Source organism: Acinetobacter sp. YH12076, from assembly GCF_013419525.1.
Classification (GTDB): domain Bacteria; phylum Pseudomonadota; class Gammaproteobacteria; order Pseudomonadales; family Moraxellaceae; genus Acinetobacter; species Acinetobacter amyesii.
Genome location: NZ_VOZY01000014.1, coordinates 14,758 through 40,384, shown reverse-complemented (window position 1 = coordinate 40,384; position 25,627 = coordinate 14,758). Strand labels below are relative to the sequence as shown.

Here is a 25,627-nt window from a genome sequence, read left to right as displayed (position 1 = left end):
TGTTTAAACATATGTTTAAACGCTCTGTTGTTGCATTCAGACTATCAATTGAATTTTTTCTTTGCAAGCCTAAGATTCATTTTTTCTAAAAAATCCTTCTTTTTGTTCAAATAAAAAACATCTATCACGCATTTCTTCTCATATTGGTATTTTTAGCTTGACCCTCCTCAAAATCTGCTTATAATCGCATTCAGATTCTCCAATAGCTCAGTCGGTAGAGCGACGGACTGTTAATCCGCAGGTCCCTGGTTCGAGCCCAGGTTGGAGAGCCAAATTCTAAAGCCCATTTATTTAAATGGGCTTTTTTAATGCCTATGATTTACATATAATCTATAAGTCATTGTCATTAAAATAAAAAAAATGTTCATTCAAGTTGATGCTGAATCAAATAAAACTGCCTTAAAACACTACCTCACTGCATTCATTTTTCTTTTAATTATTATCAGCCCATTTGCAATTTATTTGGTGAGCTGCACACCCGAAAGTGAAATTGAGCAACATTTCAAAACACCACCCAATTTATATAATAGTGAATCTAACACCCTTCTTGACAGCAAGCTACAATGGTTGATTCCACCTCAGCAGATTCAAAATCACAATACTATTCCGGAAATATCTGAATCTGTATTGAACGAGATGACAGAAGGACAATATTGGTCAAGCACACCGATTACGCTGCAAAACCAATCAGATCAACTGTATGTCCATATTGATTTTGCAGGTCAGCAACAAACACGAAAAGATCTTGAAATTTCGGTACCGCCGTTATGTATTGTTCACGAAAAAGAAACACCATGTATGAAAGCTGGGTTAAATGCAAGTGGACAACTCTTTAACATCTCAACTCAAAAAAATACGCAATATCACACATTGGAAACCAATAAGTCTTGGATGTTTTATGGCCATGATTTCCAAGAAAATTATATTATTCCACCGCAAGCCACACTCAAATTTTTAGTTAAAGCCAACACCCCTGAACACTTAACCCTTCAATGGCTTCGCCTAAGCATCAGTACTAGCCCCATTGTTGAGAAACAGCAGAATTATATGCTCATGACGCAAAACAGTATGAAAATAAAATATGCACTTGCTCTATTGCCACTCTTCATTTTAGCTTTGATGCACATTTTTCAAGGGTTTGAAAGCCTTCGTAATTTATCTATCGGCGCACTTTCAGCACTTTTATTTGTAATCAACACCATCATTTGGGATATCCACTATATGGTGATTGGTTGTCTGATTTTATGTTTTGCAAGTGTCTGTTATTGTTTTGAGAGCCGATATTATCGATTGCTTTATTTAACGGGTTATTTACTAATTGCAGGCTATTCGCAGCAATATTATGGCGGTTTTAATAAACACTTTTTCGCTCAAACCAGTTTAATTTTATTGATAGGTTTATCGATGTTTTATCTTGAACCTAAAGATAGCTAAATCATTTTCATAAAAAAGCTCTGCAAATCGCAGAGCTTTTTCTCATTTAACTACCCTTCGCTTTAGATCACATTAAAACTCAAAGTATATTTATATCGTTTTAATGCGTCTCCCTTCATTTCAAAAGGCTGCTGATAGTCAATTTTCAGTAAATACTGACCACGATCTGATAGGCTAAAATTCAAGTTTCCTTCTTGATCAGTTTTAAGCGTTTTATAAACTTTTCCTTCACGGCTGTAATCCGTTGTTTGCTGCAAAATTTCAATCTGCAAACCCGCAACCGCTTTTTTCTGATCTAGCACTTTCAGTTGTACTGGCTCATTTTGCATAATGGCATTCGGATGGGTTCTAAATTGCACATCAAAACCATCATGCAAATAATTCACTACATTTGTAGACGTTACACGGCGCGATACAAAAGTTTCAATGATTTCTTGGGTTTGAATACTTTTGATTTGCGACTTTTTAGTCAACTCGGCTGTATAAATGACATTTGCATTCGCAGTTTTTTGCGGATCACGTACACCATTGATTAACGCTTTCCACTGCTTTTGATCATAAGCAAAACGCGCTGTACTTCCCTGCTTTTCACCACGAATACGATACGTGCCATCCTGCTTATTTTCTAAACTATAACTGCTGACTGTTTGAGTTTTTGCCCAATCAGCATCCATTAAATGCAGCTTTTCACCTGACGGTGTATGTACATGGAAATTAAAATTTTTAATGGCTATTTCAGAAACAAACGGATTGTCATAAAAACCAGAAAGAATGGCACTATGATTATTAAATGTTTGATAGTTTAGAGGTGCAACATAAGGATAATGCGCTTCAGCCTGACCAACCGCACACAAAGCGATACAGAGTAAAGTGAATTGTAATTTCATATTGAATAAGTGAGCTTAAATTGTTTGATTCATAGAGATCGTTTCATTTTAGATTCACCCAAGACAATTGTAAATAATTCTTATTATCGTTTATTTTAAGTGCATAAAAAATCCCCCATTTTGGAGGATTATTTTATCAAGCTGCTTTGACTGGCACACCACTATGAAAGCGGAATAAATCATCTGGGCTGCTAATCAAATTTTTTTCAACTTCACGAATATGCTCAATACGCATCTGAATATCTTCTTTCGGGTTCTTTAGCTTATTGGTCGTCGCCACATTCATGGCCAATGCTAAATAGTCCTCATAATGGCGTGATTCAGACTTTAGCAAATAGCGGTAGTAACGCCCCAACTCTTCATCCACATGTGGTGCAAGCGCATAGAAACGCTCACATGACCGTGCTTCAACAAATGCGCCAATCACCAAGATATCAATTAACGCTTCTGGCTCGTAAGTCCGCACTTCTTTACGTAGACCACCTGCATACCGACCAGCACTGATTGCAGTCCATTCCTGACCACGTTTTGCCATCAGTTCCAGCACTTGCTCATAGTGCAGCATTTCTTCACGTACTAGCTGTGCCAGTTTGATTTGTAAATCCGAGAAAAAACTATAACGAAACATCAAATTCATTGCTGTACTTGCTGCTTTCTTTTCACAATTGGCATGATCCTGCATCAGGACATCCAAATTATTTAAAGCTTCATCTAGCCATGCTTTTGGTGTTTCACACCCCAAGAAGCCAATGACTGGCTTCATTAGGGCATCATAATCAATATTTGACATATACTTTACTTAAAAATTAACGTGCAGATTTAATCGCAGCTTTCATTTGTTTTACAGACTGTGCCAATCCAATAAATACAGCATCAGCAATAATCGAGTGACCAATATTCAATTCATGAATTTGAGCAATGCGCGCAATCGGAGTGACATTGTCAATATTTAAGCCATGACCAGCATTCACAATCAATCCTTTAGATGCCGCATATTCAGCACCTCGAATAATACGTTCCAGCTCTGCTTTCTGCGCTTCAGGTGTTTCAGCATCTGCATATGCACCTGTATGCAACTCAATCGTAGGCGCACCACAGGCAATCGCTGCATCAATTTGAGCAAAGTCAGCATCAATAAATAATGAAACTTCGCAACCAATCGCCGCGAGTGCTTGAGTCGCGTTTTTTACATCTTCAAAATGCCCAACCACATCTAGACCGCCTTCAGTCGTGACTTCTTCACGCTTTTCAGGAACAAAGCATACATGATGCGGCTGAATCTCTTTGGCAAATTCAACCATTTCATTGGTCACTGCCATTTCAAGGTTCATATGGGTTTTTAATACAGAACGCATACGACGTACATCATCATCTTTAATATGGCGACGATCTTCACGTAAATGCAGCGTAATCCCTTCCGCCCCCGCTTGCTCACAAATAATTGCGGCATTCACAGGATCTGGATAAGTTGTCCCACGTGCATTTCGTAGTGTTGCCACATGGTCAATATTTACACCAAGCAAAGCTGCCATAATTCTTTCCTAATGACGTTGAGTTTGATAATTCTGTATCCACAATTGACGACTTTTTAATGGACGATCGCCAAGCAAGGAAGTAATCATTTGTCGGTACAACTTAGACAGTAATTGTAACTGTTCAGAATTAAATTCCCCACCTTTTTCATAATCACACATACTTAAAATATGTTGACCTAACAATGTTGCGCGTGAGGCTTTAATGACAGGTTGAAAACCTTCGTTTAAATGAAATTGATAATTTTCATGAGGCTGAATTTGCTGTTGATTTGCATCAGTTGAAAAATCCAATGCAAAACCCAACTCTTCAAGCAGCACATGCTCAAATTGTCTAAGGATTTGCCGTAAGAATAGATCAGGGTTGGCCTGGACAGACATGCATTGAAGTTGTTCCAAGGTGTGTGCATATTGAGCAAATGTCTCATGCATCTCAACCTCTAACGGACATAGCCTCAATAAGACTTCATTTAGATAAAATCCTGAAAAAAAAGCATCCCCAAAAAAGAAAATCGGTTGATTTACAATTTCGAGTTTACTAAAGTTTTTAAGTTCGGACTTACCAGATGCTTGCAAGCAAATTGGTTGATACTGGGGAGGTGGCGTTTGCCTGAGAATACCATCAATTCGACCATGCTCCTGAGTAAACAAGTGCACAATATGACTTTTTTCACGATATTTACGATGGTGAATTAAATAACCATGCAGTATCTCATTACGCATGATTTGAAATATTAATCCTTGTCTTTCTTTTTCTTGTCGTCTTCATCTTCATCCCCATCTGGAATGACTGCACCCACAACTGCAGCAGTACCTTTAACCACGCCTTTTGTGGTTTTATAAGCCACTTTGACAGGAACAGTAACGATTTTATGAATACACCCTTGTAGAAACAAAACACATGCAACTACGGCCAATACTTTCATCATTACTCTTCCCTCAAAGTTTGTTATTTAACGATTAGATATCGCTATAACCTAAGCTTTTCAATGCACGCTCATCATCAGACCAACCGCCTTTGACTTTCACCCAAAGCGTCAACATGATCTTTTGCTCGAACATTTTTTCCATATCCACACGTGCATCCATACCGATTTTTTTCAGTTTGGCACCTTTCTCACCAATCACAATAGCTTTCTGACCAGAGCGATCGACAAAAATCGTCGCATCAATATAGGTACACGCCGCTTTAGGACGACCTGTTTTTGGATTGACCGTTGCTTCTTCTGTTTTAAACGACTCAATTTGAACCGTTAAATCATAAGGCAGCTCTTCACCCAATTGACGCATGATTTTTTCACGGATAATTTCAGACGCAAGGAAACGCTCTGAACGATCGGTCAATTGCTCAAGTGAATACAGTGGTGGTTGGAACGGCAAATATTTTTCAATCGTGCTGCGCAAATGATCTAAATTTGCACCACGTAATGCTGATACAGGAACAATTTCTGCAAAATTCATTAATTTTGCACGCTCTTGTATCAATGGTAATGCATGGTTTTTATTCTCTAGTGTATCAATTTTATTGATCACAAGAATCACTGGCATATCGGCATTTTTTAGCTTCTCTAACACTAAATCATCATTCTGTGTCCATTTGTCTGCATCAATCACAAACAAAACTAAGTTCACATCACGAAGTGCAGAATGTGCCGCACGGTTCATCATTTTATTGATGGCACGGACTTCTTTTTTGTGCATCCCCGGGGTATCTACGAATACCGCTTGAGATTTTTCGCGTGAGTCAATACCCACAATTTTATGACGTGTGGTCTGTGGTTTACGAGAGGTAATGGAAAGTTTTTGACCCAAAATATGGTTCATCAACGTTGATTTACCCACGTTTGGACGACCAACAATCGCCACAAACCCACTTTTAAAATCGGCTGGAATTTCAGTGCCTTGTGCACTAAAAAACTGACTAATTAAATCGTTACTGTCGCCTTGCGACTCGTGATCAGCATCTACGTGATCGGAATGAGTAGTCATTAAGACTTTTTCTCCAAAATTTCTAAGATTTCTGCCGCTACTGCCTGTTCAGCAAAGCGACGGCTTGAACCTTCACCGTATTTAACAGGGAGCCCTTCAACTGTACATTCAACTTTAAAATGTTGGTTCGGAGCATCACCCTGAATATCTACAACCTCGTAAACCGGGAGAGGTTTTTTACGTGCTTGTAAATACTCTTGCAAACGTGATTTAGGATCTTTCAGTTGATCAGTTGGTTCAATATGATCTAAATATGGCACATACCATTTAAGAACAATCGGTTCCAGAATTTTTAAATCCTGACAATCGACATAGATTGCACCAATGATCGATTCAACGGTATCCGCAAGTATAGACTCACGATGATGACCGCCAGATTTCAACTCACCTGTACTCAAGATTAATTCTTGACTGAGTTTTAAGTCATTGGCAATTTTTCCTAGCGCTTCCTGACGAACCAGTGTCGCACGCATACGCGTTAGACGCCCTTCATTTTCATGCGGGTAGGCATGGTACAGATAATTGGCAATTATCATACCCAATAATGAATCGCCCAGATATTCTAGGCGTTCATAATTGTATTTATGGCTCACCGATCGGTGGGTCAAGGCCAGTTGTAACAATTCAGGTTGTTTAAACTGATAACCGATACGACTTGCTAAACGAGCTTCATTTAGCTTGGACTGAGCTTTGATCAAAACTTTTCTCGAACTTCAACACAATATCAATATTCAATAAGAAAGGTTTTCTTATTTCATAATCTGTTTTCACTTGTAGACCATCTACATTAGTGACTTGAGCAATATCTTTAAAATTTAAATCACGTACACCATTCATATCTAAACGCTGTGACATTTGTGACTCAAACTTACTCGGAGCAATATTTTTAGGACTGCTTTTCATCAATTCTTCAATTTCATTGTTGACGAGACGATCGTCAACATACGGCCCCCAAACCGCAATTAAAGCTTTAGCTAAAAAAGCAAAACCAATCACAGCAATTAAAATTGCAATATAAGACGTTCCCCGTTGATGTCTCATTTTATTTTCCTGATGTAAGACTAATCAATACTGCCATTACGACTAAATGAAGGCAGTTTTAAACCAGGTTCCTTATGCATCCACTTGTAAAAAGCACGTCCAGTGAGGTTTTCTTCAGGCACAAAGCCCCAAAAACGACTGTCCGCACTTTGATCGCGATTATCCCCCATCGCGAAATAGTGACCTTCAGGAACCTTAACTTCCCAATATAAACCATTTTCTGTTGAATATTTACCATTTTCAACATAGTTGATAAATGGTGCTTGGCGCGCAACATTGACGCCTTCAAGCTCACGCATGGTAAACGTATGCTTACCCATGGTTTCTTTATGATAAATCGATGTAGGTGTATCAAGTTGATCTTTTTCACGGCTAAATTCTACAGGAATTTTTGCCACCTTTTGACCATTCACACTCAGTTGACCATGATCGTAAATAATATGATCACCTGGTAAACCGACCACTCGTTTAATATAGCTGATGGTTGGTTGTGGTGGATAACGGAATACAATGACATCACCACGCTCAGGTTCACCGACATCAAGAATTTTTTTATTGACGATAGGTAAACGTACGCCATACTGATATTTATTCACCACAATAAAATCACCTGTTTCTAAGGTTGGAACCATAGAGTCAGATGGAATATTAAATGGCTCATATAAGAATGAACGCATCACCAAAACTATCGCTAGAATCGGCCAGAAATCATAAGCCCATGCGATAACGACATTTTCATTCCCTTTACCTTTGGTCTGCCGTTGCTTCCAGACAAACTTATCCAATAGCCAAATTAAGAAAAAAATGACTGTGGCAGGAACAAGGATCAAATTAAAGTCAAAATCCATGAGCTCATAAACCTCTATTTATTATCTTTCTACTTTCAATACAGCAAGGAACGCTTCTTGTGGGATTTCGACGCTGCCCACTTGTTTCATACGTTTCTTACCTTCTTTTTGTTTCGCAAGAAGTTTCTTCTTACGCGACACGTCACCACCATAACATTTAGCCAAAACGTTTTTACGCATCGCTTTTACAGTTGAACGTGCAATAATTTGTGCACCAATCGCTGCTTGAATAGCCACATCGAACATTTGACGTGGAATTAAATCTTTCATTTTTTCCACAAGTGCAATACCACGATGGCGAGCATCTTGTCGGTGGCAAATCATGGCCAAGGCATCAACTTTTTCACCGTTGATTAACACATCCACCTTAACTAGAGATGAACTCTCAAAACGCACAAAGTTATAATCTAACGATGCAAAACCGCGTGAACATGATTTCAATTTATCAAAGAAATCCATCACTACTTCAGCCATTGGGATTTCAAACGTAATGGCCACTTGGTTCGCCATAAACTTCATATTCTTTTGAACGCCGCGACGTTCAACACATAAAGTCATCACATTACCCAAGTATTCTTGCGGTACTAAAATGTGACATTCAGCAATTGGCTCACGTAAGTCTTCAACTGTTGAACCATCCGGCATTTTAGAAGGACTGTCGATATAAATGGTTTGACCATTTTTCATCACCGCTTCATAAATTACGGTTGGTGCTGAAGAAATCAGGTCCAGATCATACTCACGTTCTAAACGTTCTTGTACAATTTCCATGTGCAGCATACCCAAGAAGCCACAACGGAAGCCAAAACCAAGTGCATCTGAACTTTCAGGTTCAAAGAATAATGCGGAGTCATTAATTTGCAGTTTGTGCAGCGCCTCACGGAACGGTTCAAATTCACTTGAATCGATTGGGAATAAACCTGCATAGACCTGTGGTTTGACTTTTTTGAAACCCGGTAAGCTTTCAACTTCTGGTGTAGTTGCCAAGGTAATCGTATCACCAACTGGAGCACCAAAAATGTCTTTAATACCCGCGATCACGAAACCAACTTCACCTGCTTCGAGCATGTCAGTTTCTGTATGTTTAGGATTAAAAATACCTACTGAGGTGATGATGTGCGTTTGACCAGTTGATTTCATCAACATTTTATCGCCTTTACGCACACGACCTTCTTTAATACGAACTAAAGAAACCACGCCCAAATAGTTGTCGAACCAAGAGTCAACAATTAAGGCTTGTAATGGTGCATTACGATCGCCTTCGGGTGCAGGAATGACATTGATTAGTGTTTCAAGCACCCCTTCAATGCCTAGACCGGTTTTAGCTGAACATGTAGGTGCTTCAGTCGCTTCGATACCAATAATGTCTTCAATTTCTTGAATAACACGCTCTGGCTCTGCTTGCGGCAAATCAATTTTATTTAAAACAGGTAGGACTTCTAAGCCTTGTTCAATTGCTGTATAGCAGTTAGCAACAGACTGGGCTTCTACACCTTGTGCAGCATCGACCACCAATAATGCGCCTTCACATGCAGCAAGTGAACGTGAAACTTCATAAGAAAAGTCAACGTGCCCAGGTGTGTCAATAAAGTTAAGCTGGTATTCTTCACCGTTAGGATGAGTGTAATACAAAGTCACAGACGTAGCTTTAATCGTAATACCACGCTCACGTTCTAATTCCATAGAATCTAGAACCTGTGCCTGCATTTCACGATCTTGCAGGCCACCACAAGTTTGAATAAATCGGTCGGCAAGCGTCGACTTACCATGGTCGATATGCGCAATGATCGAGAAGTTACGAATGTTTTTTATATCAACAGATTGTTTAGCTTGCGCCATGGGCTACCTTGGAAAAATAAAAGCGCTATACATGCAATTCTTTATGCATAGCAAAAGCCGAATAGAAATTGCCGAGGATTATAGCAGATGGATTTTTCAAAGTATCGAAAATAATGCATTGCTTTTATGCTAACCACTTATCCTGGCTGTAGAACTTAACTAGTCTTCGCTTTAATATGAGGTTTCAATTAAAAATCAGAAATCATAAGCACTAAAATCAAGCGGATTTATGCTATCTGCGATGGGTTGATAAGCTTGGGTAAATGTTGGCGACATGCGCTTTGGACGGCCTGTAGCAATTTCAATGCATGCCCACTGTGTATTGCCTGTAAATAATATCGCTTTGTCTTTAGGGCGATAAAATACGTACTGCCGAAACGAATACAATGCATTGATATCATTTAGCCAAGTTCGTAAAATAATCTCCTCACCTTCGAGCGCTGCTTTACGATATTGCACATGATGCTCAACAGCGACCATGGCATGCTTCAATTCAATATATTCTTTTAAGCCTAAACCCAAAGCTTCAATATGTGCTGTCGCGACATCTTGCATCCAACTGACGTACACCACGTTATTCACATGATTTAATGTGTCGATATGTTCAGCTTGAACTGTAATTTTTAAATCAAAGATATCGCTCATAGCGTCCTGCAAATTTTAAATTGTGGCCCACAGTCTACCCATTTTTATCTAAGGGTGAATTGCAAAAACGCTAAAGTTAAAAAACCACTCGCTTGGAGTGGTTTTCATTTAGTAACTCATTACTGAATACGCATGCCCACAATCGCACGCTGTCCCTGACGAATCAAAGAAACACGTGCAATGCTACCATTTTTCAACTCAGAAATAACTTTCACAAAATCTTCAGCATTGTTTACGACTTTATTATTAACTTGGGTGACAACATCCCCCGGCTGAATTCGTGCCTGTGAAGCTATACCTCCTGCACGTACATCTTGAATTAAGACACCGCCTTTTAGACTCAGTTGTTTTAATTCATCTGCGTTTAAGTTGCGAATTGACACCCCAATCACTGGACCTTTTTTCACAGATGTCGTTTCAGCTTTTGCAGGCGTATCATCTGGTGCTGTGATCAAGGTTGCTGAAATATTTTGGCGTTTATCATCACGCAGCACTTCAAGCTGAATACTTTGATTTGGACCTGTACGATTAAGATAATTCAGCAGTTCGCCTGTACGTGAAATTGGTGTGCCATTAAATTTCAAAATGACATCACCCACTTTAAAGCCAGCTTTTGCAGCAGGTGAATTTGGTGCAACTTGAGTAATCAAAGAGCCTTCTGGTTTTGAAAGGTTATAAGACTCTGCAAGATTACGATCGATATCTTGTAGCATGACGCCTAAATAAGCACGTGTTACCTTGCCGTTTTTCTTTAATTGGTCTGCAACATCCATTGCAACATCAATGGGAATCGAGAACGATAACCCCATATAACCGCCTGTACCACTAAAGATACGAGAATTTACCCCGACCACTTCACCAGACTGATTAAATAATGGACCACCAGAATTACCCGGGTTCAATGCCACGTCGGTTTGAATGAATGGAACCGAGGTTTCTCCCATCATATTACGCATTTTAGCACTAACGATTCCTGCTGAAGCTGAATAGTCAAAGCCAAATGGTGAACCAATGGCCAACACTGGCTCACCTACACGTAAACGGTCAACATTGCCTGTGCGTAGCTCAGGAAAATTTGAACCTTTGACCTTTAACAAAGCCACGTCAGTCCGCTCATCACTACCCACAACTGTGGCATCAATTTCACGGCGGTCATTCAGTACGATGGTGACTTTCGAGGCATCTTCTACCACATGGTGATTTGTCAATAAATAACCATCTTTACTAATAAAGAATGCGCTTCCATAACCGGTCTTTTCTTGCGGCATTTTTTGCTGCGGAATAACCACCTGATTACCGAAAAAGCGTCGTAATATTTCTGGGACTTGTTGCTGCAAAAGCTCTTCTTGACTAAGCTTTTTAACCACATTCACGCTTACGACAGCTGGGCTGACTTGTTCAACCAAATTGGAAAAATCAACAGGACCCGCTGCCTGAGTCTGCACGCTAGCAACCGTAAACACAGCTGCATAGAGTCCCTTTTGTAAATACGATTTATTCATTGTTAGCATTCACTCAATTGTGCTTATCATTTGAAATACGTTAGTTTTTATCACAATGCAAGTCTAAGCTTCGTAATAAAATGTTTGATGATTATTTATGATAAACAATCTTAAACATTCCTTAAATATTACAGATCTATGAATATTTTTCATTATTTAGTTAATTTATAGTCATTGCGTTTTTAGGCAAAAACAGTTGTGATGATCGGACATTTTTAAAATTAGCTGATGGACATGTCTAATTTAAACACGATACATCAATTTGATGTAATTATTGTGGGAAGTGGCGGTGCAGGCCTAAGTTTAGCCCTATCCCTACCAGATCATTTTAATATTGCTGTTTTAGCTAAATCGACGCTGACGAATGCCAGCACATATTATGCCCAAGGTGGTGTTGCTGCCGTCCTCGATAAAACAGATTCCATTGAACAGCATATCAATGACACCATGATTGCCGGTGCGCATTTATGTGAAATGGCGACGGTAAAACAAACCGTTGAAGGTGGTAAATCTTCTGTCGATTTTCTACTGAATCAGGGTGTGCAATTTACTTTAGACGAACAAGAACAGTTACATCTGACACGTGAAGGTGGTCACTCTCAACGGCGGATTATCCATGCAGCAGATGCCACAGGTCGTGCTATTTCCACAACATTGGTTGAACGTGCGCAAGAAAAAGCCAATATTCATATTTTTGAAAATTTTATTGCAATCGATTTAATCACCGCACAAAAATTAAATCCTGAAACTGAAAACCGTGCTCTCGGTCTGTATGCTTTAGATGAAAAAACCGAAAAAGTACATACCTTTTTAGCACCCTTCACTGCCCTTGCCTGTGGTGGTGCCATGAAGGCATATTTATATACATCAAATCCCGACATTGCGACGGGTGATGGTATTGCCATGGCGTATCGTGCAGGCTGCCGTGTTGCCAATATGGAGTTTAACCAATTCCATCCAACCTGTTTATATCATCCTCAAGCTCGCTCTTTCTTAATTACCGAAGCGATGCGTGGCGAAGGTGCCTATTTACGTCTTCCAGATGGTGAACGCTTTATGCTGCGCTTTGATGAGCGTGCCGAATTAGCACCACGCGATATCGTAGCGCGCGCAATTGATTATGAAATCAAACGTCTAGGAATACGTCATGTTTGGCTTGATATCACCCATAAACCTGCAGAATTTGTCAAAGAACATTTCCCAACATTGTATGCACGCTTAATGGAACTCGGTATTGATATTACCAAAGAAATGATTCCAGTGGTTCCGGCAGCACACTACACCTGTGGTGGCGTTGTGGTTGATGAAAACAGTCAGACCGATATTCCAGGCCTATATGCCATTGGAGAAACCTCTTATACCGGCCTACATGGTGCAAACCGTATGGCAAGTAACTCCTTACTTGAATGTTTCGTCTATGGTATGAGTGCTTCAGCACATATCACATCACAACATCAAGGGACTTATCAGGCGCCTCATGTCCCAGAATGGGATGACTCGCAAGTGACCAACCCTGATGAAGACGTGGTGATTTTGCAAAATTGGGATGAGCTTCGCCAAACCATGTGGAACTACGTGGGTATTGTCAGAACAACCAAGCGCCTCCAACGTGCCCTACACCGCATTGAAATGCTTAAGCGTGAAATCACCGAGTATTACCAAGATTACCAAGTCAGTAAAAATCTGATTGAACTCCGTAACTTAGTATTGGTATCAGAAATGATTGTGCGCTGTGCAATGGAACGTAAAGAGTCTCGTGGTCTGCATTTCACTTTAGACTATCCTGAACAAGCAGACGAACTACGTAAAACGGTGTTAAGTCCACCCGATTTCACGGTTGATTGCCCTGTAGTTAATACTGAGTTAGTCTCTTAAAACTTTTAAATTAAAAAAGAAGCCGCACATGATGTCGGCTTTTTTTTGATTTTACTACCCATAAATATGTAATGCCGCTTTGAAAGTTTCTAAGTGCAGATTTACAAGATCATTCATATTTTGATAGCCCCCAGCCAATACAAACATCAGCGGAATATCTGCACGTTTAGCCAATTTAAAGACCATTTCTTCGCGTTTCTGTATCAAAGCGGTACTAAACCATGATGAGCCAAATGGGTCAGCTTGATGACAATCCATTCCTGCTTGATAAATGATTAAATCTGCACCCCATGCTTTGGCATGCTGTATTCCCTCATGTATAGCCAAGGTATATTGTGCAAAATTTCCACGATCTTTATGCACATGCCGAGTTAAAGAACGTTCATAAGTAGGACAACCAAAACGTAACCCATAAATACTAAAATTAAAAAGGTTATCTAACCGTCTAGTAAACTCAGCTGTGCCATTCCCCCCATGTTGATCGCAATCGAGTACAAAGATTTTTTTATTCGGATTTTGCTGTGCCACAATAGCCAAACCATTGAATGTGCAAAATGATCCGCCATATTCATACACTGCATGATGAAAACCCTGTGCAACATTCGCTGCGATACCTTTTTTTAAAGCCAAATCTGCTGCCATCAACTGCCCTGCATTGATTCTCAGCACGGCATCTCGAAGCTGAGTATTCCAAGGCTTAAAACCTGAAAAGGTCGCAAGCTTAGCGGGCTGCCCTGTCATAAATGCGTCCACATAAGCAGGATCATGCACTTGGCTTAAAATTTCAGCGTCGATACACTCAGGCTCATGTATTCTGATGTTCTGCCATTGTTCTAAAGCTGTTCCAACTGCTAATAATTTTTCCATACTATTGGTATGGGTATGAGCAAAATATTTTGGCGAAAAGCATACATCTAACATGATGGAAATACTCAAAGTTGCGCTATCGCCACATCTATTAATTGCTGAAGCTCAGTCGTACCTGGACTATACAGACCATTATCCACTTGCTGCTGAAAATGTGTACTGAATGCACGTTTTCGATTTTGTGGCGACACAGCCAAAGTCGTTAAGCGTAAAAACCACCACCCAGAAATGGCCTGATAAGGAATCACAAAACCTTTAAACTCACGATTCCCCCGTTTTTCAACTAATTGTTCTGCATCATAATCGACGGAAAAAAGTGAACCGGCTGGAATACGGACACCATTCATGAGTACAGGTTTCAAGCTGATACAAGAATGGTTATCCCCCATATTTAATTTTTCCATAAATAAGGGCTGACCGTATTCATCTACAAAAATATTAATTTCACCGCTACGAAATACACGTCGATGTGCAATTTTTAAAAAGAAATTTTCAGCCATTGGACAAGAGCCAACTTTTGGCTTATCAACCAGTGCTTGTACTTCAACGATTTGGTTTTCAGTTGACGATTTTGGCAAAATCAGATCTTCAATCAAGGTACAAATAAGCTGACTTTCTTCCAAATTTGCATGTTGCTGAATTTGACGCAAACTTTTTTGAAGATGTAATTCTTTCTGTAAAACCTCGTAAAAGTCTGAGGATTGTTTCAATTGCTGAATATTTTGATTTAAATTTTGATTTAAATCTAGATGACGCCAACCTGACAAATCTAAATGATAAGCACGACTTTGATCTAAAATTTTGCGTAAACCATGCGTGTCATATTGATCAAAGAGTTTGAGATCTTGAAATTCATGTGATGCACGCGGCAAATTAATATATTCAGCTAATACTCGTGTGGCTTGAGTATATCCACAGCCACGTCGTTCTGTTTGATGTGAGTAATGCTCATTCAGCATTTCTGTCAATTTTTCTGACAAAGGATATGCATGCTCCTGAAAGAGCCGAACAACTTCATGTGCAGTAGCAGTCATGTATTTAACCAATCAAATCTGTGATTCAATTATAGATTTAAAATAACACTTATGAGTTAATTGATTTCTACTAAGCTATTGAAATTATGCAAATAAAAATACACTACGCAGAAAATTCACCAACCAATGCACAATTTATTTAGACAGACTGCTGCATTTTAATCCAATCTAATGGATCAACTGCATATTTTCAGCTCAATGCCGCTTCGGTGGAATCGAATAACTCCCTGTTATATGTGCAACGGGCTCATCCACACCTGCTGAATACACCAACACCTCACCATAAATGATGCTTTTACCAACCTTAAGTAATCGACATTCTCCTCGCAAATCTTTATTCGCCTCAGGCTTCCTTAAAAAGTTAATATTCATACTTGTGGTGACTGCAAGTCCGACAATTCCAATCTCTGCAAGTATTGCCACATACAATGCAAAGTCCGCCAAAGTCATCATAGTCGGGCCTGAAACAGTATTACCAGGCCGCAAATCTTTTTCAGTCACATGCCAAATTAAAGTGGCAGCCTTTTCACCAACTTCAACGATAGTGCAATGCTTTAAGCTTGGCGCAAATTCAGTCTTAAGGAAATTGATAATCTCCTGTTTTGTAGCATGCATAAAAAATCATCCATAACTTATGCTATGAATGATTTTTAAATCAATTACCTAACAAATACTATGGCATTTTAGATCTGCTGTAGTTGCGATAATGCCTGTTGGAATACATGCTCAGGTGTTTGGGTTGCGTCAAGGCGTTTCATTCGTTCAGGGTGCGTTTGATGAATCTCAGCAAAACCTGATCTTACTTTCTCAAAGAAAGTTGCTTTCTCTTGTTCAAAACGGTCTAAAGCACCACGCTCTCTTGCTCTTAACATTCCTGTTTCAATCGGTGCATCAAGCCAAAAAGTAATATCCGGTATACGCGCAACAAAACTTGCATTTAAGACATTGAGCTTGTCACGATCTAAACCACGTCCTGCACATTGATAAGCAAAACTCGAATCGGCAAAACGATCACATAAAACGATTTTACCTTCTGCCAATGCAGGTAAAATCACGCGCGCCAAATGCTGTGCGCGTGCAGCATACATAAGTAACAACTCTGTATCATCACTCATTGCTTCATCATGATTGACGGCTAAAAGTAATGCACGAATTTGTTCAGCCATAGGTGTACCACCCGGCTCACGTGTAAGTACGACATTTTTACCCAAATTTTGGAAATGATCATGTAATTTACGAATGAGTGTAGTTTTACCCACACCTTCCGTGCCTTCAAAGCTAATAAACATGCTCACTCCTTAGTTTTTCGCACGAATTACAGATAAATATTCTTGTACCGCGCGGTTATGGTCTTGCAAATTACTGCTAAATTTATGGCCGCCATTTCCTGTTGCAACAAAATATATATTGTTAGATGAATCAGGATGCATTGCAGCTTCAATGGCTTTTTGACTCGGCAAAGCAATCGGTGTTGGTGGTAAACCATTAATCGTGTAAGTGTTATAGGCTGTTGGTGTACGTAAGTCCTGACGCGTAATATTACCGTTGTACTTATCGCCCATGCCATAAATAACCGTAGGGTCCGTTTGTAAACGCATGCCTTGTTGTAAACGACGCACAAATACACCAGACACTTGTTCAAGCTCACTATCAATACTGGTTTCTTTTTCAATAATCGACGCCATAATTAAGGCTTCATATTTATCTTTGTACGGTAAATTTTGAGCTCGATTAGTCCAAGCCTGATCTAAGGCTTTAATTTGTCGGTTATACAAATCCTTCAAAATTTTTCGATCAGACTCGCCTTTTGCAAAGAAATACGTATTCGGTGCAAATAATCCTTCTGGGTGTGAATAAGGAATACCTAGTTCCTGCAAAATCTTTGAATAAGGCAGATTGCTAATGTCATGCGTTACCAATGGGTCATTTTTTAAAGCATCTATCAGTTGCTTAAATGTCGTCCCTTCGATCACTAAAATTCGATTCATTTGCGCATTTTCAGAGTTAGAAATCAGTTTCATGACTTCACGTACGCTCATGCCTTCATGAATTTCATATACACCCGCTTTCAGGGTGTCATTGATCATGAACTTTTGGTACAACTTCAAAATAATAGGAAAATGAACTTGTTTCTCTTTGGCCAGTCGGTCAATAAATCCTGAATAGGTATCCCCTGCACCAATCGCCAACATTTGCTTTTTGCCTTCCACAGGATAGGCTTTAAATAAATTCGACCACAGTAAGATCGCCACAAGTACAACGATACCAAGTAGCACAACCAAACATGCTTTAAATGGAAAACCTGCTTTGGCAGATTTTTTCTTATTTGTTTTTTTAGACGCGGTGGACATATTAACGAATCTGACTTAATTGAAGTGTTCGGAAAAGTTCAATACAAGCTTGAACATCTAACTCAACCCCATTCAGAGTTGATGCAATTTTCATGGGACTTAAAGCATTGCAGAAAAAAACACTCTGAAAATGCGTAATTTCATCCATATTGACGTGACGTTGATTACATGGAATCTGATGCTGCTGCATCCGTTTTAAAATTTCTGCACGCATGACACCATGCACGCCATTATAACGAAGTTCGGGCGTAATCCATCCTTCATTTGTGCGAATAAAACAATTACTGCTCACACCTTCAACAACTGTACCTTGCACATCCGTCACCAAAGCTTCGCCCCATGGGGTTTGATCCAACTCTGCTTTGAGCATGACTTGTTCTAATCGATTTAAGGACTTTAAGCCCACCAAACTTGGCATGGTTAACCCAATAGCTTGATGTAATACACCACTTTCGACAGTTTCGTACTCAAAATCTGCAACAGCTTTGGGGTAATAAAACACCCAAACATCTGCTGGATGCTCAGGCAAACTATAGCCACGCTGACCAATACCACGACTCAACACAATTTTTAAAGTGCCATTGACGATATCTTGTTTACGTAACAATTTTAAAGTGTCTTCAATAAGGTTTAAATCTGCATTTAGCTTTAATCGCTCATTGCTCAATTTTAATCGTGCAATATGCAAAGCTAAAAGTTCTATTTGTCCTTGGCGAATACGTGCCGTGCTAAAACAGCCATCGCCATAGTGAAAGGCTCGATCAAGTAAATTAACTTGTTCTATTTGCTGCGCATTTTTAAAACACTGCATACGTCGTCATCCCAATTACATCACTTTATTTTAAAAAATAATCGCTCAGCATATATTTCTTTTTTGCTCATATTAAATTCTTTTTTAATTATTTTTTCTGCATTAAAACTACAGATATTCTTGCCTCATTCAACAAAACATGTATAAAAATTGAGGACAACATGAATCTATCGAAATTAAAACTTGGGGTTTTGGCTGCATTCATTTCTACCACAGCATTCAGTGCATCTGCCAAAGATTTCTTAAATGTGTCATATGATCCAACCCGTGAATTGTATGACAACTTCAATAAAGACTTTAGTGTTTACTGGAAAAAAACCACAGGCCAAGACATTAACTTTAAACAATCTCATGGTGGCTCAGGCAAACAGGCTCGTGCAGTTATTGATGGTCTAGATGCAGATGTCGTCACTTTGGCTTTGGCTGCAGATATTGATGAAATTGCTGCACGTGGTTTAGTTGCAAAAGACTGGCAAAAAAAATTCCCGCAAAACTCAACGCCATATACATCGACCATTGTGTTCTTAGTGCATAAAGGCAACCCGAAAGGCATTAAAGACTGGGGCGATTTAATTAAACCTGGTGTCGACATTATTACCCCGAACCCAAAAACATCGGGTGGTGCGCGCTGGAACTATCTAGCAGCGTGGGCTTGGGCAAAGCATCAAGCAGGTGGTAATGATGCAAAAGCCCAAGAATTTGTCCGTCAAATTTATAAGCAAACCAAAGTCCTCGACTCAGGTGCTCGTGGTGCAACAACTACATTCGCTGAACGTGGTATTGGTGACGTGTTATTGGCTTGGGAAAATGAAGCACATTTGGCAGTTCGTGAACAGACAGGTAAGTTTGAGATTGTGACCCCTTCACTTTCTATCTTGGCCGAGCCACCTGTTGCGATTGTAGAAAAAAATGCTAAGAAAGATGGCAATGAAAATTTAGCCAAAGCGTATTTAAATTATCTGTACTCACCTGCAGGTCAAACCATTGCTGCACAGAACTTTTATCGTCCACGTAATGCTGCGGTACTAGCAAAATATAAAACCGTCTTTAAACCTTTAAAATTAGTGACTATTGATAAAGAGTTTGGCGGTTGGAGCAAAGTGCAGAAAAAGCATTTTGAAAATGGTGGCGTCTTTGACCAAATCGTGAAGACCAATAATTCAAAATAATGCTTTAAATAGCGAAAAGCATCTTCCTTTCGCATAAGGTCGATGCTTTTTTTTTCGTAGATACGCCTGTTATCTTTTTTATTCATATAAAATTCGTTTTTAATTATTTTTTATGCATAAAGATTGGCGCTATTCTTCACCCATGTTACAGATAAAGTAAAAATTATTGAGGTTCACATGAGTATTTCCGCAAAATTAAAATTGGGTGTTCTTGCTGCCGTCATCTCGACAGTTTCTTTTGGCGCAGCTGCAAAAGACTTTTTAAACGTATCTTACGACCCAACGCGTGAACTCTATGAAAGTGTGAATAAAGACTTCAGTAAATATTGGGAAAGCCGTACAGGTCAAAAAATTAATTTTAAACAATCTCATGGTGGTTCAGGTAAACAAGCGCGTGCCGTCATTGATGGCTTAGATGCCGATGTGGTGACTTTAGCTCTCGCAGCAGATATTGATGTGATTGCAGAAAAAGCCAAACTTTTACCTGCAGATTGGCAAAAGAAACTTCCGCAAAACTCAACGCCATATACCTCAACGATTGTATTCTTAGTCCGTAAAGGCAACCCCAAAGCAGTTAAAGATTGGGGCGATCTGGTTAAACCAGGCGTGGGTATTATCACCCCAAATCCGAAAACCTCAGGCGGTGCACGTTGGAACTATTTAGCTGCATGGGCTTGGGCAAAACATCAAGCGGGTGGTAATGATACAACGGCTCAAGAATTTGTCCGTAAGATTTATAAAAACACCAAAGTACTCGATTCAGGCGCACGTGGTTCGACTACGACCTTTGCTGAACGTGGCATTGGTGATGTATTACTGGCTTGGGAAAATGAAGCACATTTAGCGATTCGTGAACAACCGGGTAAATTTGAAATTGTGACCCCTTCACTTTCAATTTTAGCTGAGCCACCTGTTGCTATTCTTGAAAAAAACGCAGAGAAAAAAGGTAATCTTTATTTAGCCAAAGGTTATTTAAACTTCCTTTATTCACCACGTGGTCAGCAAATCGCAGCTCAGAACTTTTACCGTCCACGTAACGCTACAACGCTTGCACAATACGCATCAGTCTTTAAGCCACTTAAACTCGTAACCATTGATAAAGAATTTGGTGGTTGGGATAAAGTCCAAAAAGCACACTTTGAAAATGGCGGCGTGTTTGACCAAATCGTTAAAGCCAACAACGGAAAATAAGATCAGTCATTGACTGAATCAGGAGAACTTGACATGACACATACAGTAATTGTCCCGGGTGTAGGCGGTAGTGAACACGCACATTGGCAATCTTGGTTACAACGTCAGCTCATGTCTAGCTCTCGTGTTCAGCAAAAAGATTGGAATCACCCTGTACTCAAGGACTGGATTAAACAATTTGTTCAAACCGTACGACCTCTACAGGGTGAAATTCAAATTGTGGCGCATAGCTTTGGTTGTTTGACCACAGTGGCAGCATTGGCCTTGCATCCTGAACTGAATAAAAAAATCAAAAATTTAGTTTTGGTTGCGCCAGCCAATCCAGCTCGCTTTGGAGAAAACGGCTTTGCACGCGACAGTACAACGGATTACAAAGCATTTTTTCATCAATTAAGTATTCGTGTGCCGACAACGATGTTGATTAGTGAAAATGATCCTTGGCTTGGCTTTGAAGATGCAAAACAACTTGCTGATGCTTGGAAGCTTTACCCTGTAAATATGGGTGCTGTGGGTCACATTAATGTTGCATCAGGTTTTGGACCGTTTCCTGAAATTTTCAATTACTTAATTTCAGAAAACCACATGAAACATATCAGCTTTACTGATGAAAACAAGTATTTATTTCAATTTGCTTTTTAAGTACTGAGCATTAAGCTTGTCGCAAAATCATTTATTCAATTTTGCTGACCTTTTAAGTCAGCTTTTCTCATTTTGAGGAGTCATCATGTCGCAGCGATCCCGAGTGCTGCCAGGATTTGGTCTTTCTCTAGGCTTTACCCTAGCGTATTTATCCTTAATTGTGCTCATTCCCCTTTCAGCCGTATTTATTAAATCTTTAGGTATCGGTTGGGACGGACTATGGGAGATTTTAAGCTCAGAACGTATTTTAAAATCGTTACAACTGAGTTTTAGTACTGCCATTATTGCTGCGTTAGTTAATGTGGTTTTTGGTTTGCTCTTAGCATGGTGTTTGGTTCGTTATACCTTCCCGGGTAAACGTATTGTCGATGCATTGGTTGATTTACCTTTTGCATTGCCAACTGCCGTTGCGGGTATTGCATTAACTTCGTTATATGCACCGACTGGTTGGATCGGTAAGTACCTTGAACCCATTGGCATTAAAGTCGCATATACCCCGATCGGTATTACCTTGGCCCTCATCTTTATTGGTATTCCTTTTGTGGTTCGTACTGTACAGCCTGTACTGAGTGATCTAGAAACTGAACTTGAAGAAGCAGCTTCGGCACTGGGTGCAAATCGCTTTCAGATCGTGACCAAAGTGATCTTACCTATTCTATTTCCTGCACTGTTAACAGGTTTTGCTTTGGCCTTTGCACGCGGTGTGGGTGAGTATGGATCGGTGATTTTTATCGCAGGTAACCAACCCTTCAAGACTGAAATTGCGCCATTGATGATCATCTCTCGCCTTGAAGAATATGATTATGCAGGTGCGACCACGATTGCTGTTGTGATGCTGGTGATTTCTTTTGCCATTTTATTCTTAATTAACTTGGTTCAAGCATGGGCAAGTCGCCGTACAGGGAGAACTGCACGATGAATACGAACAGTAATGCGCTTGCGGAAAAATTACAGTCGCGTGATGCAACGCGTGAACCGACATGGGTTCGTTATACCCTGATCATCATTGCTTTAATTTTCTTCTTAAGCTGCCTGATTCTGCCATTGGTTTTGGTTTTCGTTGAAGCCTTTAAACAAGGTGTTGGCGTTTACTTCCAAGCACTGGTTCATCCAGATACATTATCAGCAGTAAAACTTACGTTACTTACAGCTGTGATTGCCGTACCGTTGAACGTCGTCTTTGGTGTAGCTGCGGCATGGTCTGTTGCCAAGTTTAATTTCCGTGGTAAATCTATTTTAACCACGATTATTGATATGCCATTTTCAGTCTCTCCAGTTATTGCTGGCTTAATGTTGGTATTGATTTTCGGTACTCAAGGTTGGTTAGGCGGCTGGCTGATGGATAACGACATCAAAATTTTATATGCCGTTCCAGCCATTGTCCTTGCTACTGTGTTTATTACCGTTCCTTTTGTGGCACGTGAGTTGATTCCATTAATGGAAGCTCAAGGGACTGAGGAAGAAGAAGCAGCTATCGTATTGGGTGCTTCAGGCTGGCAGACTTTCTGGAAAGTGACACTTCCAAATATCAAATGGGGCTTAATCTACGGCGTGATTCTATGTAATGCACGTGCAATGGGTGAGTTTGGTGCTGTTTCTGTAGTTTCAGGTCACATTCGTGGCGAAACCAACACCTTACCGCTACACGTAGAAATCCTTTATAACGAATATACCTTTAGTGCTGCTTTTGCTGTGTCTTCACTATTAGCGCTCTTGGCGATTGTGACCCTGATTTTAAAAACATGGGTTGAACTACGTCAGGAACGACAAGACAAGCGTAAAGAAGATTCACAAGTTTCTTAAGGAATGACCTCATGAGTATTCAAGTAAAAAATATTGAAAAACACTTTGGTGCATTCCATGCACTTAAAAATATCTCTTTAGATTTCCCTGATGGCCAGCTCGTTGCGCTGCTTGGCCCATCAGGCTGTGGCAAAACCACCCTGCTCCGTATCATTGCAGGACTTGAATCTGCCGATAGCGGTCAAGTCATTCTAGAAGGTGAAGATGCCACTAAAGTTCATGTCCGTGAACGTGAAGTTGGTTTTGTATTTCAACATTATGCACTGTTCCGTCATATGACCGTATTTGACAACATTGCTTTTGGTTTACGTGTACGCCCACGTGCAACACGCCCATCTGAAGCCGAGATCAAAAAGCGGGTTACTCGTTTGCTTGATCTTGTTCAGCTTGGTTTCTTGGCTGACCGTTACCCTGCTCAACTTTCGGGTGGTCAACGTCAACGTATTGCACTAGCACGTGCTTTAGCGGTTGAACCGCGTGTGTTATTACTGGATGAACCTTTTGGTGCATTGGATGCCAAAGTTCGTAAAGAATTACGCCGCTGGTTACGTACCTTGCATGACGAACTCCACATCACCTCTATTTTCGTGACCCATGACCAAGAAGAAGCGCTTGAAGTGGCCGATCAAATCATTGTGATGAATAAAGGCAACGTAGAACAGATTGGCTCGCCGCGTGAAGTTTATGAAAAACCTGCAACACCGTTTGTATTTGACTTTTTAGGTCAAGCCAACCGTTTTGAAGGTCAAAATAGCAATGGCCTTTTTCAAATTGGTGAAGACCGAATTTTGTTGCCACAAAATGCCAATGCACCGAAAGGCAATGTCATTGCCTTTGCTCGTCCGGATGAACTGCGTATTCATGCACAGCCGCAAGAAAATGCCATCCAAGCGACTTTTGTACGTGAGCTTTGGATTGCAGGTAAAGTCATTGCTGAACTGCATGACCGCCAAGGTAATCTCATCGAAATTTCATTAACGGCAGATGAAGCGAAAGCACATCAATTCCGCCCAAATCAAACGGTATGGTTAAGTGCAACTAACTTGCATTTATTTGAAAACCAAGTTGCATAAAACAATAAGTTGGGGCCTTCACAAGCCCCACTTGCTTTTAAGGTAAAATAAAATTATGAATTTCCAACAATTAAGAATTATTCGAGAAACAGTACGTCAGAATTTTAATTTAACAGAAGCGTCTGCTGCACTTTACACCTCGCAGTCTGGCGTGAGTAAACACATCAAAGATTTAGAAGATGAACTTGGTGTACAGCTGTTTATTCGTAAAGGTAAACGTCTACTCGGTTTAACCGAACCAGGCCAGTCATTATTAGGTATCGTTGAACGCATGCTCGTAGATGCAGATAATATTAAACGTCTGGCAGATGACTTTAACAAAGTAGATGAAGGGACATTGACGATTGCGACCACACATACGCAAGCACGTTATGTCTTGCCGCCGATTGTGAACCAATTTAAAAAAGAATTTCCAAAAGTTCATCTAATTTTGCAACAAGCAAGCCCTATTGAAATTACAGAAATGCTCCTTCAAGGTGAAGCGGATATCGGGATCGCAACCGAATCATTAACCAATGAAGATAACCTGGCAAGCGTGCCTTACTACAACTGGCAACACAGCATCATTACGCCTAAAGAGCACCCACTGACCCAAAAATCAAATATCACCATTGAAGATTTATCGAACTATCCAATTATTACCTATCACGGTGGTTTTACAGGTCGTTCAAAAATTGATAAAGCCTTTGAAGATTCAGGCTTTGATGTTGATATCGTGATGTCCGCACTTGATGCAGACGTTATTAAAACCTATGTTGAACTTAATATGGGAGTGGGTATTGTCAACGATGTGGCATATGACCCAGAACGTGATTACCGTTTAAAACAAATTCCTACCGATATTTTTGGTGTTAATACCACTTGGATTGCTGTTCGCAAAGGACATTTACTACGCGGTTATGGCTATGAGTTTATTTCTTTATGTTCACCAGATGCTGACATCAAAGCGTTGAAAAAAGTCGCTTACCCAGAAGACTGATACCCCAATTGACGAATTAAAGAGGACACATGCTGTCCTCTTTTTTATTGGTAAATTCATATTTTATCTAAGTTTTCTTGGTTTTATTTTTAATTGTGATTAAAATACGTTAAACATA

The 25,627-nt window shown here is 39.9% G+C and carries 27 protein-coding genes and 1 tRNA gene; 10 read left to right on the top strand and 18 right to left on the bottom strand.

The window, feature by feature from the left end:
* Positions 1 to 196: 196 nt before the first annotated feature.
* Both FTU22_RS13740 and FTU22_RS13735 read left to right on the top strand, forming a co-directional pair.
* Positions 197 to 272 (top strand) — tRNA-Asn (locus FTU22_RS13740).
* A gap of 88 nt (positions 273 to 360) precedes the next feature.
* The gene (locus FTU22_RS13735) at positions 361 to 1,434 is read left to right on the top strand and encodes a hypothetical protein (protein ID WP_180094995.1); all 1,074 of its coding nucleotides are present in this window, start codon (positions 361 to 363) and stop codon (positions 1,432 to 1,434) included.
* Between the two features lie 62 nt (positions 1,435 to 1,496).
* Here FTU22_RS13735 and FTU22_RS13730 read toward each other — a convergent pair whose 3' ends face one another.
* The 12 genes from FTU22_RS13730 to FTU22_RS13675 all read right to left on the bottom strand — a co-directional run bounded on the left by FTU22_RS13730 (position 1,497) and on the right by FTU22_RS13675 (position 11,717).
* The gene (locus FTU22_RS13730; RefSeq protein WP_180094993.1) at positions 1,497 to 2,321 is read right to left on the bottom strand and encodes a DUF4198 domain-containing protein; all 825 of its coding nucleotides are present in this window, start codon (positions 2,319 to 2,321) and stop codon (positions 1,497 to 1,499) included.
* 136 nt (positions 2,322 to 2,457) lie between these two features.
* A complete protein-coding gene (locus tag FTU22_RS13725; RefSeq protein WP_180094991.1) occupies positions 2,458 to 3,111 on the bottom strand; it encodes a tRNA-(ms[2]io[6]A)-hydroxylase in 654 nt (217 codons plus the stop codon).
* Between the two features lie 16 nt (positions 3,112 to 3,127).
* The gene (pdxJ, locus tag FTU22_RS13720) at positions 3,128 to 3,853 is read right to left on the bottom strand and encodes a pyridoxine 5'-phosphate synthase (RefSeq protein WP_111883982.1); all 726 of its coding nucleotides are present in this window, start codon (positions 3,851 to 3,853) and stop codon (positions 3,128 to 3,130) included.
* A 9-nt stretch (positions 3,854 to 3,862) separates the two neighbouring features.
* Positions 3,863 to 4,579: a DNA repair protein RecO gene (gene recO, locus FTU22_RS13715; protein ID WP_180095043.1), complete on the bottom strand. Its 717-nt coding sequence runs from the start codon at positions 4,577 to 4,579 to the stop codon at positions 3,863 to 3,865.
* Between the two features lie 8 nt (positions 4,580 to 4,587).
* Positions 4,588 to 4,782 (bottom strand): NF038104 family lipoprotein, encoded by a 195-nt coding sequence (locus FTU22_RS13710; protein WP_078192000.1) that lies wholly within the window; start codon positions 4,780 to 4,782, stop codon positions 4,588 to 4,590.
* 31 nt (positions 4,783 to 4,813) lie between these two features.
* On the bottom strand, positions 4,814 to 5,842 hold the full coding sequence (era, locus tag FTU22_RS13705; protein ID WP_067765139.1) for a GTPase Era: 1,029 nt from the start codon (positions 5,840 to 5,842) through the stop codon (positions 4,814 to 4,816).
* The gene (rnc, locus tag FTU22_RS13700) at positions 5,842 to 6,540 is read right to left on the bottom strand and encodes a ribonuclease III (RefSeq protein ID WP_111883979.1); all 699 of its coding nucleotides are present in this window, start codon (positions 6,538 to 6,540) and stop codon (positions 5,842 to 5,844) included. The genes era and rnc overlap by 1 nt, the downstream gene beginning before the upstream one ends.
* A complete protein-coding gene (locus FTU22_RS13695) occupies positions 6,512 to 6,883 on the bottom strand; it encodes a DUF4845 domain-containing protein (RefSeq protein ID WP_078192003.1) in 372 nt (123 codons plus the stop codon). Before FTU22_RS13695 ends, rnc begins: the two co-directional genes overlap by 29 nt.
* A 20-nt stretch (positions 6,884 to 6,903) precedes the next feature.
* Positions 6,904 to 7,731: a signal peptidase I gene (gene lepB, locus FTU22_RS13690; RefSeq protein WP_180094989.1), complete on the bottom strand. Its 828-nt coding sequence runs from the start codon at positions 7,729 to 7,731 to the stop codon at positions 6,904 to 6,906.
* Positions 7,732 to 7,752: 21 nt separating this feature from the next.
* Positions 7,753 to 9,570, bottom strand: coding sequence for a translation elongation factor 4 (gene lepA, locus FTU22_RS13685; RefSeq protein ID WP_180094987.1), 1,818 nt, complete (start codon positions 9,568 to 9,570; stop codon positions 7,753 to 7,755).
* 195 nt (positions 9,571 to 9,765) lie between these two features.
* Entirely contained in the window at positions 9,766 to 10,215 is a 450-nt protein-coding gene (locus FTU22_RS13680; protein WP_180003252.1) for a thioesterase family protein, read from the bottom strand.
* Positions 10,216 to 10,334: 119 nt separating this feature from the next.
* Positions 10,335 to 11,717: a Do family serine endopeptidase gene (locus FTU22_RS13675; RefSeq protein ID WP_111883975.1), complete on the bottom strand. Its 1,383-nt coding sequence runs from the start codon at positions 11,715 to 11,717 to the stop codon at positions 10,335 to 10,337.
* A gap of 228 nt (positions 11,718 to 11,945) precedes the next feature.
* Here FTU22_RS13675 and nadB point away from each other — a divergent pair, with 228 nt between their 5' ends.
* On the top strand, positions 11,946 to 13,592 hold the full coding sequence (nadB, locus tag FTU22_RS13670) for an L-aspartate oxidase (protein WP_180094985.1): 1,647 nt from the start codon (positions 11,946 to 11,948) through the stop codon (positions 13,590 to 13,592).
* Between the two features lie 54 nt (positions 13,593 to 13,646).
* On the opposite strand, the gene FTU22_RS13665 is transcribed toward nadB, so the two are convergent.
* From FTU22_RS13665 to pabC, 6 genes are all read right to left on the bottom strand, one after another.
* Positions 13,647 to 14,513 (bottom strand): histone deacetylase, encoded by an 867-nt coding sequence (locus FTU22_RS13665; protein ID WP_180094983.1) that lies wholly within the window; start codon positions 14,511 to 14,513, stop codon positions 13,647 to 13,649.
* An 11-nt stretch (positions 14,514 to 14,524) separates the two neighbouring features.
* Complete coding sequence (locus FTU22_RS13660) at positions 14,525 to 15,493, bottom strand: hypothetical protein (RefSeq protein ID WP_180094981.1); 969 nt, start codon at positions 15,491 to 15,493, stop codon at positions 14,525 to 14,527.
* Between the two features lie 195 nt (positions 15,494 to 15,688).
* Complete coding sequence (locus FTU22_RS13655) at positions 15,689 to 16,108, bottom strand: PaaI family thioesterase (RefSeq protein WP_180094979.1); 420 nt, start codon at positions 16,106 to 16,108, stop codon at positions 15,689 to 15,691.
* A 68-nt stretch (positions 16,109 to 16,176) separates the two neighbouring features.
* Positions 16,177 to 16,782, bottom strand: coding sequence for a dTMP kinase (tmk, locus tag FTU22_RS13650; RefSeq protein ID WP_180022487.1), 606 nt, complete (start codon positions 16,780 to 16,782; stop codon positions 16,177 to 16,179).
* Between the two features lie 9 nt (positions 16,783 to 16,791).
* Complete coding sequence (mltG, locus tag FTU22_RS13645; RefSeq protein WP_180094977.1) at positions 16,792 to 17,844, bottom strand: endolytic transglycosylase MltG; 1,053 nt, start codon at positions 17,842 to 17,844, stop codon at positions 16,792 to 16,794.
* Between the two features lies 1 nt (position 17,845).
* A complete protein-coding gene (gene pabC / locus FTU22_RS13640; RefSeq protein WP_180094976.1) occupies positions 17,846 to 18,655 on the bottom strand; it encodes an aminodeoxychorismate lyase in 810 nt (269 codons plus the stop codon).
* Positions 18,656 to 18,816: 161 nt separating this feature from the next.
* Here pabC and FTU22_RS13635 point away from each other — a divergent pair, with 161 nt between their 5' ends.
* The 7 genes from FTU22_RS13635 (at position 18,817) to FTU22_RS13605 (ending at position 25,509) form a co-directional block, all read left to right on the top strand.
* The gene (locus FTU22_RS13635) at positions 18,817 to 19,824 is read left to right on the top strand and encodes a sulfate ABC transporter substrate-binding protein (protein WP_180094974.1); all 1,008 of its coding nucleotides are present in this window, start codon (positions 18,817 to 18,819) and stop codon (positions 19,822 to 19,824) included.
* A gap of 177 nt (positions 19,825 to 20,001) precedes the next feature.
* Positions 20,002 to 21,015, top strand: a complete 1,014-nt coding sequence (locus FTU22_RS13630) for a sulfate ABC transporter substrate-binding protein (protein WP_180094972.1) — start codon at positions 20,002 to 20,004, stop codon at positions 21,013 to 21,015.
* A 33-nt stretch (positions 21,016 to 21,048) separates the two neighbouring features.
* On the top strand, positions 21,049 to 21,654 hold the full coding sequence (locus FTU22_RS13625) for an alpha/beta hydrolase (protein ID WP_078190341.1): 606 nt from the start codon (positions 21,049 to 21,051) through the stop codon (positions 21,652 to 21,654).
* Positions 21,655 to 21,739: 85 nt separating this feature from the next.
* Positions 21,740 to 22,573 carry a sulfate ABC transporter permease subunit CysT gene (gene cysT, locus FTU22_RS13620; RefSeq protein WP_180094970.1) on the top strand — a complete coding sequence of 278 codons (834 nt, stop codon included), beginning with the start codon at positions 21,740 to 21,742 and terminating at the stop codon, positions 22,571 to 22,573.
* Positions 22,570 to 23,457, top strand: a complete 888-nt coding sequence (gene cysW / locus FTU22_RS13615; protein ID WP_078192018.1) for a sulfate ABC transporter permease subunit CysW — start codon at positions 22,570 to 22,572, stop codon at positions 23,455 to 23,457. The genes cysT and cysW overlap by 4 nt, the downstream gene beginning before the upstream one ends.
* A gap of 11 nt (positions 23,458 to 23,468) precedes the next feature.
* On the top strand, positions 23,469 to 24,530 hold the full coding sequence (locus FTU22_RS13610) for a sulfate/molybdate ABC transporter ATP-binding protein (protein WP_180094967.1): 1,062 nt from the start codon (positions 23,469 to 23,471) through the stop codon (positions 24,528 to 24,530).
* 55 nt (positions 24,531 to 24,585) lie between these two features.
* Positions 24,586 to 25,509: a CysB family HTH-type transcriptional regulator gene (locus FTU22_RS13605; RefSeq protein WP_078192020.1), complete on the top strand. Its 924-nt coding sequence runs from the start codon at positions 24,586 to 24,588 to the stop codon at positions 25,507 to 25,509.
* Positions 25,510 to 25,627: the final 118 nt, after the last annotated feature.

Bases quoted from the DNA above. Each gene is read 5' to 3' on its own strand.
- pdxJ (WP_111883982.1), bottom strand. From the start codon at position 3,853: ATGGCAGCTTTGCTTGGTGTAAATATTGACCATGTGGCAACACTACGA.
- lepB (WP_180094989.1), bottom strand. From the start codon at position 7,731: ATGGATTTTGACTTTAATTTGATCCTTGTTCCTGCCACAGTCATTTTT.
- FTU22_RS13725 (WP_180094991.1), bottom strand. From the start codon at position 3,111: ATGTCAAATATTGATTATGATGCCCTAATGAAGCCAGTCATTGGCTTC.
- FTU22_RS13665 (WP_180094983.1), bottom strand. From the start codon at position 14,513: ATGTTAGATGTATGCTTTTCGCCAAAATATTTTGCTCATACCCATACC.
- FTU22_RS13710 (WP_078192000.1), bottom strand. From the start codon at position 4,782: ATGATGAAAGTATTGGCCGTAGTTGCATGTGTTTTGTTTCTACAAGGG.
- lepA (WP_180094987.1), bottom strand. From the start codon at position 9,570: ATGGCGCAAGCTAAACAATCTGTTGATATAAAAAACATTCGTAACTTC.
- FTU22_RS13635 (WP_180094974.1), top strand. From the start codon at position 18,817: ATGAATCTATCGAAATTAAAACTTGGGGTTTTGGCTGCATTCATTTCT.
- pabC (WP_180094976.1), bottom strand. From the start codon at position 18,655: ATGCAGTGTTTTAAAAATGCGCAGCAAATAGAACAAGTTAATTTACTT.
- FTU22_RS13655 (WP_180094979.1), bottom strand. From the start codon at position 16,108: ATGCATGCTACAAAACAGGAGATTATCAATTTCCTTAAGACTGAATTT.
- FTU22_RS13735 (WP_180094995.1), top strand. From the start codon at position 361: ATGTTCATTCAAGTTGATGCTGAATCAAATAAAACTGCCTTAAAACAC.
- FTU22_RS13730 (WP_180094993.1), bottom strand. From the start codon at position 2,321: ATGAAATTACAATTCACTTTACTCTGTATCGCTTTGTGTGCGGTTGGT.
- FTU22_RS13660 (WP_180094981.1), bottom strand. From the start codon at position 15,493: ATGACTGCTACTGCACATGAAGTTGTTCGGCTCTTTCAGGAGCATGCA.
- FTU22_RS13625 (WP_078190341.1), top strand. From the start codon at position 21,049: ATGACACATACAGTAATTGTCCCGGGTGTAGGCGGTAGTGAACACGCA.
- FTU22_RS13695 (WP_078192003.1), bottom strand. From the start codon at position 6,883: ATGAGACATCAACGGGGAACGTCTTATATTGCAATTTTAATTGCTGTG.
- nadB (WP_180094985.1), top strand. From the start codon at position 11,946: ATGGACATGTCTAATTTAAACACGATACATCAATTTGATGTAATTATT.
- FTU22_RS13675 (WP_111883975.1), bottom strand. From the start codon at position 11,717: ATGAATAAATCGTATTTACAAAAGGGACTCTATGCAGCTGTGTTTACG.
- mltG (WP_180094977.1), bottom strand. From the start codon at position 17,844: ATGTCCACCGCGTCTAAAAAAACAAATAAGAAAAAATCTGCCAAAGCA.
- era (WP_067765139.1), bottom strand. From the start codon at position 5,842: ATGACTACTCATTCCGATCACGTAGATGCTGATCACGAGTCGCAAGGC.
- FTU22_RS13680 (WP_180003252.1), bottom strand. From the start codon at position 10,215: ATGAGCGATATCTTTGATTTAAAAATTACAGTTCAAGCTGAACATATC.
- cysW (WP_078192018.1), top strand. From the start codon at position 22,570: ATGAATACGAACAGTAATGCGCTTGCGGAAAAATTACAGTCGCGTGAT.
- FTU22_RS13630 (WP_180094972.1), top strand. From the start codon at position 20,002: ATGAGTATTTCCGCAAAATTAAAATTGGGTGTTCTTGCTGCCGTCATC.
- tmk (WP_180022487.1), bottom strand. From the start codon at position 16,782: ATGTTTATTAGCTTTGAAGGCACGGAAGGTGTGGGTAAAACTACACTC.
- FTU22_RS13610 (WP_180094967.1), top strand. From the start codon at position 23,469: ATGAGTATTCAAGTAAAAAATATTGAAAAACACTTTGGTGCATTCCAT.
- FTU22_RS13605 (WP_078192020.1), top strand. From the start codon at position 24,586: ATGAATTTCCAACAATTAAGAATTATTCGAGAAACAGTACGTCAGAAT.
- cysT (WP_180094970.1), top strand. From the start codon at position 21,740: ATGTCGCAGCGATCCCGAGTGCTGCCAGGATTTGGTCTTTCTCTAGGC.